The sequence below is a fragment of the Rarobacter faecitabidus genome (assembly GCF_006716265.1).
Taxonomy (GTDB): domain Bacteria; phylum Actinomycetota; class Actinomycetes; order Actinomycetales; family Cellulomonadaceae; genus Rarobacter; species Rarobacter faecitabidus.
Genome location: NZ_VFOS01000001.1, coordinates 1,444,640 through 1,459,343 on the forward strand (window position 1 = coordinate 1,444,640; position 14,704 = coordinate 1,459,343).

Annotated in this window: 15 protein-coding genes; 3 read left to right on the forward strand and 12 right to left on the reverse strand. The window is 66.8% G+C overall.

Features of this window, described 5'->3' with window-relative positions:
- Positions 1-7: 7 nt before the first annotated feature.
- The 3 genes from FB461_RS06410 to FB461_RS06420 form a co-directional block, all read right to left on the reverse strand.
- Positions 8-3,373 carry a DNA polymerase III subunit alpha gene (locus FB461_RS06410; protein WP_142119978.1) on the reverse strand — a complete coding sequence of 1,122 codons (3,366 nt, stop codon included), beginning with the start codon at positions 3,371-3,373 and terminating at the stop codon, positions 8-10.
- Complete coding sequence (locus FB461_RS06415; protein WP_142119979.1) at positions 3,374-3,664, reverse strand: hypothetical protein; 291 nt, start codon at positions 3,662-3,664, stop codon at positions 3,374-3,376.
- Positions 3,665-3,839: 175 nt separating this feature from the next.
- Complete coding sequence (locus tag FB461_RS06420) at positions 3,840-4,940, reverse strand: NADH:flavin oxidoreductase/NADH oxidase (protein WP_142119980.1); 1,101 nt, start codon at positions 4,938-4,940, stop codon at positions 3,840-3,842.
- Between the two features lie 139 nt (positions 4,941-5,079).
- Here FB461_RS06420 and FB461_RS06425 point away from each other — a divergent pair, with 139 nt between their 5' ends.
- A complete protein-coding gene (locus FB461_RS06425) occupies positions 5,080-5,418 on the forward strand; it encodes an ArsR/SmtB family transcription factor (RefSeq protein WP_142119983.1) in 339 nt (112 codons plus the stop codon).
- An 82-nt stretch (positions 5,419-5,500) separates the two neighbouring features.
- On the opposite strand, the gene FB461_RS06430 is transcribed toward FB461_RS06425, so the two are convergent.
- The 4 genes from FB461_RS06430 to FB461_RS06445 all read right to left on the reverse strand — a co-directional run bounded on the left by FB461_RS06430 (position 5,501) and on the right by FB461_RS06445 (position 9,081).
- Positions 5,501-5,974 carry a glutathione peroxidase gene (locus tag FB461_RS06430; RefSeq protein WP_425466906.1) on the reverse strand — a complete coding sequence of 158 codons (474 nt, stop codon included), beginning with the start codon at positions 5,972-5,974 and terminating at the stop codon, positions 5,501-5,503.
- 151 nt (positions 5,975-6,125) lie between these two features.
- Positions 6,126-6,923 (reverse strand): hypothetical protein, encoded by a 798-nt coding sequence (locus tag FB461_RS06435; protein WP_142119987.1) that lies wholly within the window; start codon positions 6,921-6,923, stop codon positions 6,126-6,128.
- A gap of 118 nt (positions 6,924-7,041) precedes the next feature.
- Positions 7,042-7,692: a response regulator gene (locus tag FB461_RS06440; protein WP_142119989.1), complete on the reverse strand. Its 651-nt coding sequence runs from the start codon at positions 7,690-7,692 to the stop codon at positions 7,042-7,044.
- Between the two features lie 27 nt (positions 7,693-7,719).
- Positions 7,720-9,081 (reverse strand): sensor histidine kinase, encoded by a 1,362-nt coding sequence (locus tag FB461_RS06445; protein ID WP_170222638.1) that lies wholly within the window; start codon positions 9,079-9,081, stop codon positions 7,720-7,722.
- Positions 9,082-9,202: 121 nt separating this feature from the next.
- Here FB461_RS06445 and FB461_RS06450 point away from each other — a divergent pair, with 121 nt between their 5' ends.
- On the forward strand, positions 9,203-9,892 hold the full coding sequence (locus tag FB461_RS06450; RefSeq protein WP_142119993.1) for a metal-dependent transcriptional regulator: 690 nt from the start codon (positions 9,203-9,205) through the stop codon (positions 9,890-9,892).
- A gap of 147 nt (positions 9,893-10,039) precedes the next feature.
- Here the strand turns inward: FB461_RS06450 and FB461_RS06455 are convergent, their stop codons facing one another.
- The 3 genes from FB461_RS06455 to FB461_RS06465 are packed head-to-tail and all read right to left on the reverse strand — an operon-like array spanning position 10,040 to position 12,539.
- Positions 10,040-10,885, reverse strand: coding sequence for a metal ABC transporter permease (locus tag FB461_RS06455; protein ID WP_142119995.1), 846 nt, complete (start codon positions 10,883-10,885; stop codon positions 10,040-10,042).
- Positions 10,882-11,622, reverse strand: a complete 741-nt coding sequence (locus tag FB461_RS06460; protein ID WP_142119997.1) for a metal ABC transporter ATP-binding protein — start codon at positions 11,620-11,622, stop codon at positions 10,882-10,884. Before FB461_RS06460 ends, FB461_RS06455 begins: the two co-directional genes overlap by 4 nt.
- On the reverse strand, positions 11,619-12,539 hold the full coding sequence (locus FB461_RS06465; RefSeq protein WP_142119999.1) for a metal ABC transporter substrate-binding protein: 921 nt from the start codon (positions 12,537-12,539) through the stop codon (positions 11,619-11,621). Before FB461_RS06465 ends, FB461_RS06460 begins: the two co-directional genes overlap by 4 nt.
- Positions 12,540-12,683: 144 nt before the next feature.
- On the opposite strand from FB461_RS06465, the gene FB461_RS06470 reads away from it, so the two are divergent.
- Positions 12,684-13,085: a DUF3054 family protein gene (locus FB461_RS06470; protein WP_142120001.1), complete on the forward strand. Its 402-nt coding sequence runs from the start codon at positions 12,684-12,686 to the stop codon at positions 13,083-13,085.
- 156 nt (positions 13,086-13,241) lie between these two features.
- On the opposite strand, the gene rdgB is transcribed toward FB461_RS06470, so the two are convergent.
- Positions 13,242-13,874: an RdgB/HAM1 family non-canonical purine NTP pyrophosphatase gene (gene rdgB / locus FB461_RS06475; RefSeq protein WP_142120003.1), complete on the reverse strand. Its 633-nt coding sequence runs from the start codon at positions 13,872-13,874 to the stop codon at positions 13,242-13,244.
- On the reverse strand, positions 13,871-14,650 hold the full coding sequence (rph, locus tag FB461_RS06480) for a ribonuclease PH (protein ID WP_142120005.1): 780 nt from the start codon (positions 14,648-14,650) through the stop codon (positions 13,871-13,873). Before rph ends, rdgB begins: the two co-directional genes overlap by 4 nt.
- Between the last annotated feature and the right edge of the window lie 54 nt (positions 14,651-14,704).

The following is a 14,704-nucleotide window of genomic DNA, read 5'->3' on the forward strand; positions in this document are numbered from 1 at the left end:
GATGCTCTCAGCCGGCTTGGCCGTGCATCCGCTGCCACTCGAGCCACGTCTGCTTGAGGTCGCGGGCCTCCTCCGCCTGGAGGGACATGCCCCGCTGTCCCGTGCGGCGTGTTCGACCGCGAATGAGCAGCATCCGGGTGGTGAACAACGCCGATCCCGTCTGCTGCTGGGCTTCCGTGAAGAACGTCGCATCGACGCAACCGGTGCCGTCGTCCACGCTGATGAATACCGTGCGCTTTCCCGAGCGCATGGGAGGGGTCTGCGTCGCGACGCGCACCCCGGCGACGACGACCTCGGTGCCCGAGCGCAAGCTCAGCAGTTCCTCCGCGGGAGTGACGCCCAGATCATCGAGCATGGGACGGTAAAGCTCCAGAACATGGCCGTCCACCTCGGTGGAAAGAATGTCGAGTTCGGTGGCGATCCGCTCCTCGGCACTGGGGTCGGGGATATTCATGTCGATCAGGAGATCGTCTTCGAAGAGCAACGCCTGACCGGGCGATGGCGCCGCCGTGGGCTTACGCGGCCGCGCCGTCAGGTGACGAACATAGGCGATGATCCCACCGCGATGCGGCTGCCCGTCATGACCCACCGCGAGGCTATCGAATGCTCCGATACGCGCCAGTCGCATCATGAGCGGCCGCGAGGGCCTGGCGCGCTGATACACGTCGGTGATCGAGGCGTAGGGTTGGCCGCCCAGGATGCGGACGAGTTCGGCGTCAGTGATCCCTGCCACGTCCCGCAGGGAGAACCTGATCGCCTTCTCCTCGGGCGATATCCGCTCGACGTAATAACTATCGGTAGAGGCATTGATGTCAACCGGCAGGAGTGGGATGCCGATGCGGCGCGCCTCAGCGGTGAGGAGCCGGCGCGGGTACATCCCGGGATCGTGCTCGAAGATCCCGGCCAGGAATTCCGCCGGGAAGTGCGTCTTCAGCCAGGCGCTCTGATAGGTCGGAAGCGCAAAGGCCGCGCCGTGCGCCTTGCAGAAGCCGAAGGAGCCGAAGGACTTGACGTTCTCCCAGATGAGATCCACCTCTCGGGCGCTGAACAGGCGCCGGCCGCGGTCGTCTACGCGAGTAGCGGTCAGCTCGCGAAACCTGGACTCGATGGAATCCGCGCCTTTCGTCAGGGCGCGGCGGACCTCGTCAGCCTCGGCGAGCGTGATCCCCATGCAGTCGGCGAGGATGCGCATGAGTTGCTCGTGGTAGATGACCACCCCGTAGGTCTCCAGCAGGAACGAGCGGAATCGTGGATGCAGCGGCTTGATCGAGTCGAAACCGTGCTTCGCGTTGATGAACGGCTCGATCATGTTGGCCTTCATGGGGCCGGGACGGAACATGCTGATGTCGGCGATGAGGTCCTCGAACTGATCGGGCTGTAGTTTGCCGACCAGTTCCCGTTGCCCCGGGGATTCGATCTGGAAGCAGCCGAGCGTATGTGTCGAGCGGATCAGCTCGAAGGTCGGTTCGTCGTCTCGCGGAATCTCGTCGAGGTCTATCCGGCCCCTGGGGGACACGTAGGGGGCGTCCACGGGCAGCCCTCCTTCGGCGGTCGCGGCGGCGCCGTTGACGCGAACGATCTCCTCGACGGCGTAGGCCAGCGTCGACTGCATGCGGACGCCCAGGATGTCCAGTTTCAGCAGGCCTGCGTCGTCGATGTCATCCTTGTCGAACTGAGACATGGGCAGCCCCATGCCCGATGGCTGGGTGGGGGTCAGCGACAGCAGGTTGCTGTCTCCCAGGATGACGCCGCACGGATGCATGGAGATGTGCCGCGGGAGCCGGTCTAGTCGCGCCGTGAGATCGACCAGCAGAGCCAGTTGCGCATCGGTGGCGATCTGGTCCGCGATGTCGCGAAGTTCCGGCTTAGTCGCGAGAGCCGCTGCGAAGTCCTTCGCGTTGAATCGCCACACGTTTTCGGCGATGCGGTCGATCTGTTCCGGGGCAAGGCCGAGGGCCGCACCAGCGTCACGCACCGCCCCGCGGGCACGGTAGGTCGACTGCATAGACAGCAGCGTGACCCGATGATGCCCGTACCGGTCGAACACGGCCTGATAGATGTCGTGCCTGCGCGTGGCCTCGACGTCGATATCGATATCGGGCAGGGTCAGGCGCGCATTTCCGAGAAATCGCTCAGCGAGCAGGTGGTGCTCTAAGGGGTCTACGGCGGAAATTCGCAGGAGATGATTGACGAGGCTCCCGGCGCCGCTTCCCCGCGCCTGGACGCGGATGCCCATCTCACGGATGTGATCAACGACGTCGGCGACCGTCAGGAAGTACGACTCGAAACCGAAGCGCCCCACGGTGGCGAGTTCGTCGTCCAGCCGATCGCGAACGCGGACGAGTTCAGCCCCGCTGGTGTGCGGATATCGATCAATGATTCCCGCTTCGCACCGCTGGCGGAGCACTCGTACCGGATCGGCTCCAGCGAGGCCGATCGCCTCTAGTTCCGGCACTTTGGGCTGCCGCCACCGCAGGTCGCCCTCCGGGTCCAGTCGGCATCGATCGGCCACTCGTTCCGTGTGATTGAGCAGGTCGAGGCAGACGTCCCGGCGCAGGCCCGCGTACTCGGTGATCTCGCGCGCAAGGGCGTGCATGGCAGCCCTTGGCTTGAGCCAGGCCTGAGCCGACTGCTGCTCGAACGAGCCGAGCGGTTGCAGCAGGGCGGTGGAATCGAGCAGATCGCCGGTGATCGCATCGTCCGGCTGCAGGAAGCGGACGGCATTGGTCAGCACTGCGGGTACGCCCGCTGTCCGGGCGAGTTGCAACATGTCCCCCGCGTGCTGCAGGCTCGCGACGGTCCCCGGCTTGCTGTGGTGGCAGACGACCTCGACAGCGACTCCTCCGGGCAGGCGGCATGCCCAGTCTCCGAGAAGGGTGCGAGCGCGATTGTGGTCGCTGGCGAGCACGGCCCGGCCCACGTCGGAGTCGGGTCCCAGGAGCACGGTGGCGACCAGCCCGTCCTCACCGAGGATGAAGGCGGGAATCTGGTCAGGGGCGATTCGCGCGGCGCGGTGGGCACTGCCGTGCACTTCGCGTTTGCGGCCGCGCGGTGAATGAGCGGCGGAGATGAGGCGGACGAGGCCGGCCCAGCCGGCGCCCGCGTTCCGCCCGTGGGCGAGCACCGTGATGGCGGCCAGTTCACCTTGCACATCGTGGATCTGAAGGTTCGCTCCGACGATCGGCTGGATGCCTGCGCCCAGGCAGGCTCGGATATGGCGGATCGCCCCGTAGATGCCGTCCCGATCGGTGATCGCCGCCGCTGTGGCCCCGTCCGCGGCCGCGGCGGCGACGAGTTCCTCCGGATGCGCGGTCCCGTGATGCGCCGTGAAACAGGACGTCACATTCAGGTGTGTGAAAACTGAGGCGGGCAACTAACTGAATACCGCTCTGATCCGCCACTGCGGGGGATCGATGAGGCCGAGGTCGAAGATGAGTATCTCGCCGTTGTCGAGCGCCTTCGCCTCCACCTGCCACATCGCTTGCTCCACCCCCCGGTCAGCCGGGTTCGGACCCCTGTCAGCGTCGACCTCCCACCACGGGATCCGGGCAATCCACGGGAGTGGCTTCGCCCAGGCGACAAACCTGCGCTGGTTCCATATGAAGCGCGCGGGGGCGCCATCCGGCGTGGTCCAAACCTGCTCGGCAACCTGATTGGTCGACATCTCTGCATCCACGGCACCCACCCCTTCAATCGAACACTTGTTCGATAGTTCAGTGTAGGGCCATCTACGGACACAACCAAGATTTCGCCGAATGCGCAGGTGAGCGCCTCGGCGGGTGCGCATAGCCCCCGCCGAGACGCCGAATCAGGACCCCAAGCCCCGCCGAGGCGCCGAATCAGGCACGAGCGGATGGTTGGGTATATGCGTACTGCTCGATGAAACGCGGGCGCGCACCCAGTTCGATCGCGGCATCGTTGGCCCACGAGGGCGTGCGGAGCATCTCACGGCCCACATAGATCGCGTCCGCCTCCCCCTCGGCCAGGAGCCGCTCGGCCTGCTGGGGCGTCGTAATGCGGCCTACGGCACCGACGAGGACATTCGCGTCGCGCTTGATCTCGGCCGCGAGGCGCGTCTGGTAGTCGACGTCGTTCGGCACTGGCACCTGGTCCACTCCTCCCGAGGAGACGTGGATGAGGTCGACTCCGAGTTCGGCGACCCAGCGCGCCAACTGCGTGGTTTGCTCCACAGTCCAGGCGTCCCGCGAATCGTGCGGGTTCTCCTCGATCCAGTCGGTCGCCGAGACCCTCATGAACAGCGGCTTGCTTTCCGGCCACACCGCGCGCACCGCGCCTGCGACCTCGAGCACGATCCGCGCACGGTTCTCGAGGCTGCCACCGTACTCATCCGCGCGCTTGTTGGAGATCGGCGACAGGAACGAGTGCAGCAGGTAACCGTGGGCGGCATGGATCTCGACCACGTCGAAGCCCGCCGCATCCGCCCGCCGCGCCGCCGCGGCGAACTGCGCCACGACGGCGGAGATCTCGTCCCTGGAAAGCTCAGCCGGCACAGGTAGGCCCGGGAAGGCCAGCGGACTGGGCCCGATCGGTAGCCAGCCCAGATCCGTTTCGCTGACGGAGCCCCCGCCCAGCCAGGGCTTGTCGGTTGCCGCCTTGCGACCGGCGTGCGCAAGCTGGATGGCCGGCACGGCGCCGCCCGCCCGAATACCCGCGGTCAAGCGAGCGAAGGACGAGATCTGCGCGTCGTCCCACAGGCCCAGGTCATACGGCGAGATGCGCCCCTCGGGTGAGACGCCGGTCGCCTCGACGGTCACGAGGCCCGCGCCACCCGCTGCGCGAGCCGCGTAGTGCGCTACGTGGAAGTCCGTCGGGAAGCCCGCCCTCCCCGGCGCGGGATCCGCGCTGTACATGCACATGGGCGGCATCCACGCGCGGTTCGAGATCGACAGCCCACGGATCTGAAGCGGTTCAAATAACAAGACGGCACCTTCCTCAACACAACAGCCTGATTTGTACGTAGATGATCGTACTACGATAAATTACGTACAAGGTAGACTAGGTGCGGACGCCGTGGTCCGCGACCACCGGCCCGCGCACCCACCACTCGAAGGAGAACTGATGCCGCGTGAACTGATGCACCCCGACATCGCCGACGTCTCCCTCACCGACATGCTTTCCGCCCTATCGGATCCGGTTCGCCGGGAGATCGTGCTGAAACTCTCCCAGGGGCATGACGAACTCGCCTGCATCGCATTCGAGCTACCCGTCAGCAAATCCACCCTGACCCACCACTTTCGCGTCCTGCGCGAGGCGGGGGTGATCAGGCAGCGGTACGAGGGCACGGCGATCCTGAACGCGCTCCGCTGCGACGATCTGGACACGCGCTTCCCCGGACTGCTCGGTGCCGTCATCCAGGCCGAGGAGATCGCGGCAACCCGCCCCTCCGGCGTCGGATAGCCCGCCGTAGCCGACGGGCAATTCGCGGGGGCCAGCGCCCCAGTTGCCCGCCTACTCAATTCGCGGGGACCCGGTTGCCTGCCTACTTCTCGTCAAGCCAATCTTCGATGGCACCGACGATCCTCGGATCGTCTGGGACGACCGTCGGCCGGAAACGCTTGGTCCGCCCGTCCGGGTGCACCAGGAACTTCTCGAAGTTCCATATGACGCGCCCGGACTTGCCCTCCTCGTCAGGGGTCTGGGTGAGTTCGCGGTAGAGAGGGTGCGCATGCTTCCCGTTGACTTTGACCTTCTCGGTCATGGGGAAGGTGACACCCCAGGTCATCGAGCAGTACTCGGCGATCTTGTCCTCCGAGCTGAGCTCCTGGAGGAACTGGTTGCTGGGGAAGCCGATGACGGTGAACCCGCGGTCGGCGTAGGTCTTCTGCAGTTCCTCAAGCTGGGCATACTGCGGAGCCAGTCCGCAGCGGGAGGCTACGTTGACCACAAGCGCAACCTTGCCGCCGGTGAGCTCACCGAAGGTGGTTCGGTCACCCTTGAGCGTGGTGATCTCGATAGGCGCAAGATTCACGATGATTCCTCCTGCTGATCCACGATTTCCAGCGTGGTCACGGCTGGTGACCGGAATCCCGGCCTGCGAATCCATCGACCCTACTCGCCTATATCGAGCGTTTCCAGGAAGTCGCAATCATCAGGTGATGCAGCGGCTAGCCTCGGCCACGCGCGTATCCATTGCGTTCCGCCCCGAATCGCGACTGCTCCAGCCGATAGACCTTGTTGTAGCGCCCCGCACCCTGACCGCTACGCGCAAGTCCGTGGCTTACGAGCAGGTCATCGGAGGATTTCTCCTTCAGCACGACGTTGAACGATCCCCGGTACGACTTGCTGCTGCTGGACTGCGAGCCGGTGCACCGCGGCTTAGCGGCGTTGACCCGGCAAGTGTCACCGACCACGATCTTCGTGGTCCGTCCGTTCTTGGCGGTGAGGGTGATCTTGACCTTGTTCGACCAGGCGGTACTGCTGCTCTTGACCGTGGCGATCCTGCGACCAGCACTACCGCCCACGTTGCGGTAGGAGGTGACCTGCTTGCTGCCATTCTTGCGAGTCGTGGTCTTGTGCGTGAATCGCACTGTCTTCACCCCGAGCGCCTTGCGTCCCGCCTTGGTCAAGGTCTCAACCGATGTGAACGCCCGTTTCGCGGTCTTCTCCGTGCGTTTGACCCAGAGGGTCTTGGTGTTCTTGCTCAGCGAGAGCCGGACCGATGACTTGCCCTTCTCCAGGTCCGCCATCCACACCACGCAGATCGTCTTGCGCTCGCGCTTGTCGAGATAGGCGCCTGCGCTTTTGCGCACATCGAATTTCACTCCGTTGCCCACGAGCAGAGCCTCCGCATTGGCGGTGGAACATGCGGGCTCCTGCGCCACGGCCGAGCTTGCGCCGGTGATCGTGCCGAACATGAGGATGACAGGCAACGAAATAGCCGCGATGCGCCGGGAAACTCTCATAGCATCGATCGTACTCAGTCATCCGAGTTCAGGACAGCAGTCCGCGGCACGGCTGTCACTCGGGGTTGCGGAGTCGCCTCTCGCCGGGATGACGACGCAATGGAGAAGAACCTTCCGCCTACGCGGTCACGTCGAGATAGCGCAGGACGGCGAGCACGCGCCGGTGGTCCTCCCCCGCCTGTTCGAGCCCCATCTTGGCGAAGATCGCCGAGACGTACTTTTCCACGGTCCCCAGCGAGATGTGCAGGGACTGGCCGATCGCCGCATTGGAACGCCCCTGGGCCATCAATTCGAGGGCGTCCCGCTCGCGCGCCGTCAGCGACGCGATGCCCTGCCGCGTCGCTGAGGCCCCGATGAGTTGGCTGACGACCTCGGGGTCGAGCACGGTCTCGCCGGCCGCCACCCTCGCGAGAGCATCAAGGAACTGGCCCACCTCCGCCACCCTGTCCTTGAGCAGGTAGCCGACGCCGCTCGGGTCACCCGCGAGCAGCTCGGCCGCGTACTGGGTCTCGACGTACTGGGAGAACACCAGGACGGCCGTATCGGGCCAGCGTTGCCGGACCTTCAGCGCGCACTCGATGCCCTCGCTGACGAACGTGGGCGGCATCCGCACGTCCATAATGACGGCGTCCACGCCGGCGTGCTCTAGTTCGCGCAACAACTGGTCGCCGTCGCCTGCCGCGATCGTCACCTCGTGCCCGCGACCGCTGAGGAGTTCGCTCAGTCCCACCCGCAGGATCGCGGAGTCCTCGGCAATGGCCAGTTTCATCTACGTCCCCCGATTGCTTACTCCAGGTCAGGCCGACGTCAGGATCCGGGGCAGGTCCACTGTCACCACGGTCGGGCCACCTTCTGGTGATTCGATCGTAACGTTGCCGCCGATGCTGCCGGCCCGCCCGCGCACCGAGGTGAGCCCGCGCGCGCCTCCCCGCCCGCCGTCGCGCACCGTCAGCAGCAGCCGCTGATCGGCTGTCCGCACTACGAGTTCGGCATGATCCGCGCCCGAGTGCTTGGCGACGTTGTTGAGCAGTTCCGCGGCGCAGAAGTAGGCGACGCTCTCCACTGTCGCGGTGAGATCGTCCTCAATCCTAAGATCGAGCGATACCGGCAGCGCGGAGCGCGACGCGAGCGTCTGCAGGGCCGTGCCGAGCCCGGCGTCGAGCGCCGCGGGGTGGATCCCACGCACCAGCGACCGCAGATCCGCCAGTGCGTCCTTGGACGTGTCGTGAGCGGCGGCGATGCTGGCCGCGACGGATGCGGGGGTCTCGCCCGAATCGAGTCGTTCGCGCGCATCGCCGAGTTTCATGGCGATGGCGACGAGCTGAGCCTGCGTGACATCGTGCAGGTCGCGTTCAATGGAGCGCATCCTGTCCGTCGTGACCGATGCCGCCTGGTCGCGCTGCGCCTCAAGACGAGCGCGAGCGATCGACGAGGCGGTGGGACCGAGCAGACTCGCGGCGAGGATGGCTTGCAAGCGGGCGAGCCCGTTGTTGACGGCCGGCCAGATTAAGACCAAGAACACGAGGCCGACAATCGTGGACAGGGCGATGCGCCCCGGGGTGTCGAGGAAATAGGCGTCCCCGAACTGCGCGCCACTATGCCAGGTGCCGTCCGTCGCCTCCTGCGCCGGCAGGAACGGACGCCAGAGCCCATAGGTCGTGGCACCCAGGCCGATGGAAAGCAGAGTCGCGGTCAGGACGAGCGAGATCAGCGCGGTGACGAAGCTGATGACCGAGTGCGCCAGCGCGCGCCAGCCCGCCGCATCCGTCAGGCCCATCTTGACGAACCCGGTGATGCCCGCCCGCCTGCGAGGCGGCATCGGTGCCGGGATACTCGTCCTCAGGATGCCGTTGGCAAGAAGCCGGTAGGCCGCTCCTATTCCCCGGGCGCCGAGGATCAAAGCCGCCGATACGACCAGTCCGACAATGAACACGGCGATCGGCAGGCCGAGCGAGATCGCAGTAATCGCATAGGCGAAGCCAACCGGTGCCAGCAGCATCGTCGTGAACAGGTAGCCGAATGCGCTCCAGGTCGTCCCCTGGAAGAGCCCGAGCAGGGGCGAACGGCGTTCCTGAAACAACGGCGCCGAGGCGAGCGCCGAGCGAATCGGCGCTTCGCCGAGATCGGGAAAGCCGGCAGCGGTCACTTGATCTGTCATGTTCTCCATGCTTTCAGTTGCCGAGGCGAGGCGACACCCTGCTGCCACCCGAATTCGCTGGGGGTTAACCCCCAGCCCTGCGGACACGACGGGAGGATGCCCCGTTCCCTAGACTGAGCACGTGTCCGTATCTGATCTGTCCGCCAGCACCCAGAACTACCTCAAGGTCATCTGGGGCCTCGCCGAGTGGTCGGATGATCCCGTGACCCCCAAGTTGATCGCGGATAAATCAGGGCTGAAGATGTCCTCCGTCTCCGATGCGATCAAGAAACTGGACAGCCAAGGGCTGGTCGAGCACGCGCCCTACGGCGCCGTCGAACTGACGGAGCTGGGGCGTCGCTACGCCATCCAGATGGTTCGCCGCCATCGGCTGATCGAGTCGTTCCTGGTCACGACGCTTGGCTATACCTGGGATCAGGTCCACGACGAGGCCGAAACGCTGGAGCACGCCGTGTCCGACTTCATGGTCGAACGGATCGACGCGCTACTCGGCTATCCGGATCGCGACCCGCACGGCGACCCGATCCCGGACGCGGAGGGGATAGTGCGCGTGCCCGATGCCGTGCGTCTGAGCCAGGCCGGTCCGGTAGGCCGCGTTGTGGTGGAGCGGATTTCGGACGAGGATCCCGCCATGCTTCAGTTCTTCGACAGCTGCGGGATAGGTCTAGGGGCGGAACTGACGATCGGCGAGGCCGCCCCCTACTCGGATGCCGTCCAGGTCTCGCTTCCGGGCGGAGGCAAGATCCCGCTCGGTGCGCAGGCGGCCGACGCGATATTCGTGTCTCCGGCGCCGGCAGCCGAGGACGCATAGCCCCGCACAGTCCACTGCCGACACCACCTACCCGCACAGTCCACTGCCGACGCCGGTTAGGGTTGCGCGACACCGGGTATATCGGGTGTTCGGTAGCCCTACCCGGTGTCGACGCCCGGATCGTGGTTACCGCCGTCGACGCTCGGATTACCGGCGGCGCACGACTCGCACCACGAGCCCGGCGCGCGGGGCGAACAGGTACGCCAACGCGAAGGCAACCCCCAGGGCGAGGACGATGGAGCCGCCCGGCGCCGCGTCGGCGTAGTAACTCGCATACAGTCCAGCGAAGGTCGCACCGATCGACACTGCCGGGGCGATCACCAGCATCCGGCTGAATCGATCGGTGATCAGCCGGGCCGTCGCACCCGGCGTGATGAGCAGCGCCACCACGAGCACGACTCCCACGACCTGCAGCGCGACGACCGCAGTGAGCGCAATCAAACCGAGCAGGATCGCGGCGAGGCGCCTGGGATTCAATCCGATGGCGAAGGCGTGCGCGGGATCGAACGCGAACAGGGTGAAATCGCGGCGCTTGTACACCAGGACGGCGAGCACCACGGCTCCGATTCCGGCGATCTGCGCGAAGTCCGCGTTCGCGACGCCCAGCACGTTCCCGAACACGATGTGGTTCAGGTCGGTCTGTGACGGCGTCACCGAGATGAGCACGAGGCCGAGCGCGAACAGCGTCGTGAAGACGATCCCGATCGCCGCATCCTCCTTGATGCCCGAACCGGAGCGCACCGCCGAGATCAGCCCGACGGCAAGCAGTCCAAACACGATCGCCCCCAGCGCGAAGGGCACACCGGCGATGTAGGCGAGCACGACCCCGGGCAGGACGGCGTGCGAGACCGCATCGCCCATCAGGGACCAGCCGATGAGCACGAGCCAGCATGACAGCACCGCGCACACGACGGCAGCGATGAGGCAGGTCACGAGCCCGCGCATCATGAAGTCGTAGGCGAACGGCTCGGTGAGGAACTCGATGACGGTCATACCTGCTCGTCCCGTCTAAGCGGATCCATGCCGAAGGCGCGGGCGAGGTTGGCGGGTGCGAGAACGTCCACCGGCGTGCCATGCGCGATGACGCTGCGCGCCAGCAGGACGGCCTCGGTAGCGAGTTCCGGCAGAGCCGCGAGGTCGTGCGTCGCGATCAGGACCGACGCGCCGCCCGCCGCGAGTTCTCGCAGTAGCCGCGTGATCGTGGCCTCGGTGCGCTTGTCGACGCCCGCGAAGGGTTCATCGAGCAGCAGGACGCTCGCTCGCTGCGCGATGGCGCGGGCGACGAACACCCGCTTGCGCTGACCACCCGAGAGTTGCCCGATGGGCCGCTCGGTGAGGTCAGGCAGTTCCACGCGTTCGATGGCCTCGTCCACGCAGCGGATGTCCGCCCGCGACGCCCGCCGGCCGGGCCGCATGAAGCCATATCGTCCCATCGTCACGACCTCGCGCACCGAGATGGGGAAATCCCAGTCCACGGCCTCGCTCTGCGGGACGTAGGCGACGACGCCCGCCCGTCTCGCCTCGCCAGGGGCACGCCCGGCGAGGCGAACGGTTCCCCCACCGGGCCGGATCACTCCCATCGCCGCCTTCATGAGGGTGGACTTGCCCGCGCCATTCATGCCGACGAGCCCGCAGATTCCGCCGGACTCGACCCGGACGGTGACATCGTCCAGGGCGACGAGATCCCCGTAGCGCACCGAGACGCCGTCGATGTCGATGGCCGCGCTCACTGCGTTCCTCCCGTGAGGCCCGCGGCGATGAACTCCGCGTCGTACCGGATGAGGTCGAGGTACGTGGGCACCGGACCGTCCTTCGCCGACAGCGAATCGACGTAGAGCGTGCCGCCGAAACTGGTCCCCGTGGCCTCGACGACCTGCCGCATCGCGGCATCGGAGACCGTCGACTCGCAGAACACCGCCGGCACCTCGTTGTCGCGGACGAACTCGATCACCGCGGTGATCTGCTGCGCCGTCACCTGCTGCTCGGCATTGACGGGCCACAGGTAGCGTTCCGTGAGTCCCGCATCGCGCGCGAGGTACGAGAACGCGCCCTCGCACGTCACGAGGGCTCGGCGCTCCTGCGGCACGGCTCGGAGCGCGGCCGCCAGATCGTCGCGCACCTGCTGCAGTTCGCCGCGGTAGCGGGAGGCATTGGCGGTGAACTCGTCCGCATGCTCCGGGACGATCGAGGCGAGCGCCGCCGCGATGGCATCCCCGTAGAGTTGCACGTTCGCCGGGCTCATCCAGGCGTGCGGGTTCGGCCTGCCCTCGTATGCGCCACCGGCGATGTCGATCGGCACGATGCCATCGCTCACGATCACGCGCGGGGCATCGGAATGGGCGACGAACCTCTCGAACCACGCCTCGAGCCCGAGTCCGCCCACGAGGATGAGGTCGGCGTCCTCGGCGGATTTCAGGTCCCCGGGCGTCGGCTCGTAGCCGTGGATCTCGGCGCCGACCTTGGTGATGGATTCGACCCGCACCCTGTTCCCCGCGATGTTGCTCGCGATATCGGCGAGCACCGAGAAGGTGGTCAGCACCAGCGGACGGTCATCGGTGGCCTTACGGGCGGAGGACGAGCACCCCGCCGCGAGCGCGACGACCACGATGAGGGAAACTGCACGCAGAGCCGTGCGGGGAATGCGCATGCCCCGATAGTAGTGTTCGCCGTGCCTGATAACAAATGTTCGCCACGGCGAACATTGCTTCGCGGGTGGTGTGCGGTCGAGACCGATCCCGGCGGAACGCAGCTGGCTGCCGCCCGCGACTTTGGAGCCGGTTAGGATGTTGACGTGAGCGTTTCCCCCAGCCCCGTGCCCGCCCCGCCCGCGCGCCAGCAAGTCGTGCGCGCCGCCATCTCAGACTTCGTGAGCGTCGTGGTATTCGCGCTGCTGGCCGCCCTGGCGCACGGAAAAGGGCCGGCGGACATCGCGAAACTCCTCGCGATCTTCGTGCCCGCGCTTGCCGTGGCGTGGCTGGCCGCCCGCGCCTGGCGCGCCCCGGCCAGTCTCAAGCCCGTGGGCCTGAGCGTGTGGGCGGCGACGAGCGCCGTCGGGCTCGGCATCTACGCGGTCGTGCAGAGCAAGGCGCCGCACTGGACCATGACGACTATCACCGTCGTGGTCCTCGCCCTGCTCATCCTCGGCTGGCGCCTCCTGGCTCGCGCCGCCGCAAAGTCGGCGCAGGCGGAGTAACCCGCCTCGCCCCATCGACCGAGGCCGCTGGCCGGGACCACCCTGCCGGCAGCGGCCCCACTAGCCAGGGCGCACGTTCACAGCAATGCGTCCTGGAAGTCGGACAATCGCGTGTGAACTCGGCGCTCTGGGACGGCCGCAGGAATGGCCCGTTCCCTAGGCGATGCCAGCGGCGATGTCGCGCGCCAGTTCGCGGAATGCCCGCCCCCGGTGCGAGATCGCGTTCTTCTCATCGGCGTTCAACTCGGCTGACGAGACCTTCATCCCCTCCGGGATGAAGATCGGGTCGTAGCCGAACCCTCCTTCGCCACGGGGCGCGCGAGCAATCGTGCCCCGCAGTTCGCCGAGGCGCACGATCTCCCGACCATCCGGGTGGACGAGCACGGCCGCGCAGACGAACGCACCCCCGCGGTGCCGATCGGGGACGTCGGCCAATTGGGCGAGCAGCAGGTCGAGGTTGGCGACGTCATCGCCGTGCCGCCCGCTCCAGCGGGCGGAGAAGATTCCGGGAGCGCCGCCCATGATGTCGACGGCGATTCCCGAGTCATCTGCGATGGCGGGCCGACCTGTCGCCTGGGCGAGTGCGCGGGCCTTGATCAGCGCGTTCTCGGCAAAGGTCGCGCCGTCCTCGACTGGCTCGGGCAGGCCTAGTTCGCCCGATCCGATGATCTCGTCGGGACGCAGCCCGGGCACCCCGTCCTCACCGGTCAGGATGGCGCGCAGTTCGCCCAGTTTGTGGGCGTTGCCCGTCGCGAGTAGCAGGCGGGCGTTTCCGGGCACCGCGGTCATGCCTGCGGCGCCCTTCCACCGGGCAGCGGTGCCGCGAGCGCCTCGCTCTGGATCCGCGCCAGTTCGCTGGTACCCGCGAGCGCCAGGTCCAGCAGCGAGTTCAGCTCATTGCGATTGAACGGCGCGTGCTCGGCGGTCCCCTGCACCTCGACAAAGGCCCCCGAGCCGGTGACGACCACGTTCATATCGGTCTCGGCTCGCACGTCCTCGACGTAGGGCAGGTCCAGGACCGGCGTGGAATCCACGATTCCAACGCTGATGGCCGCAACCGAATCCCGCAGCACCTGCCGGCCCGGCGCGATCACGCCGCGCTGCGTCGCCCAGCGAACCGCATCCGCGAGTGCCACGTACGCGCCAGTGATAGCTGCGGTGCGGGTTCCCCCGTCGGCCTGCAGCACGTCGCAGTCGAGCACGATCGTGTTCTCGCCGAGCGCATCCACATCGACGACCGCTCGCAGTGAGCGCCCGATCAGCCGCGAGATCTCGTGCGTGCGACCGCCGATCTTGCCGCGCACGGACTCGCGATCGGATCGCGTGTTGGTCGAGCGCGGCAGCATCGCGTACTCCGCGGTGACCCAGCCCTGCCCGGAGCCCTTGCGCCAGCGGGGCACGCCCTGCGTGAACGAGGCGGCGCACAGTACCCGCGTTGCACCGAACTCGACGAGCACGCTGCCCTCGGCGTGATCGAGCCAGCCGCGCGTGATCCGGACGGGACGCAGTTGGTCGGCCGCGCGGCCGTCGGCGCGCTGGAAGGTGGGGTCGGAGACTGTCGTCATGGGGTGAGTGCCTTACGGTCGGGTGCTTGAACGGGCTCGGTAGAAGAAGTGGCG

Bases quoted from the DNA above. Each gene is read 5' to 3' on its own strand.
- FB461_RS06440 (WP_142119989.1), bottom strand. From the start codon at position 7,692: ATGAAACTGGCCATTGCCGAGGACTCCGCGATCCTGCGGGTGGGACTG.
- rdgB (WP_142120003.1), bottom strand. From the start codon at position 13,874: ATGACCGCGGTGCCCGGAAACGCCCGCCTGCTACTCGCGACGGGCAAC.
- FB461_RS06455 (WP_142119995.1), bottom strand. From the start codon at position 10,885: ATGACCGTCATCGAGTTCCTCACCGAGCCGTTCGCCTACGACTTCATG.
- FB461_RS06415 (WP_142119979.1), bottom strand. From the start codon at position 3,664: ATGTCGACCAATCAGGTTGCCGAGCAGGTTTGGACCACGCCGGATGGC.
- FB461_RS06425 (WP_142119983.1), top strand. From the start codon at position 5,080: ATGCCGCGTGAACTGATGCACCCCGACATCGCCGACGTCTCCCTCACC.
- rph (WP_142120005.1), bottom strand. From the start codon at position 14,650: ATGACGACAGTCTCCGACCCCACCTTCCAGCGCGCCGACGGCCGCGCG.
- FB461_RS06435 (WP_142119987.1), bottom strand. From the start codon at position 6,923: ATGAGAGTTTCCCGGCGCATCGCGGCTATTTCGTTGCCTGTCATCCTC.
- FB461_RS06445 (WP_170222638.1), bottom strand. From the start codon at position 9,081: ATGACAGATCAAGTGACCGCTGCCGGCTTTCCCGATCTCGGCGAAGCG.
- FB461_RS06465 (WP_142119999.1), bottom strand. From the start codon at position 12,539: ATGCGCATTCCCCGCACGGCTCTGCGTGCAGTTTCCCTCATCGTGGTC.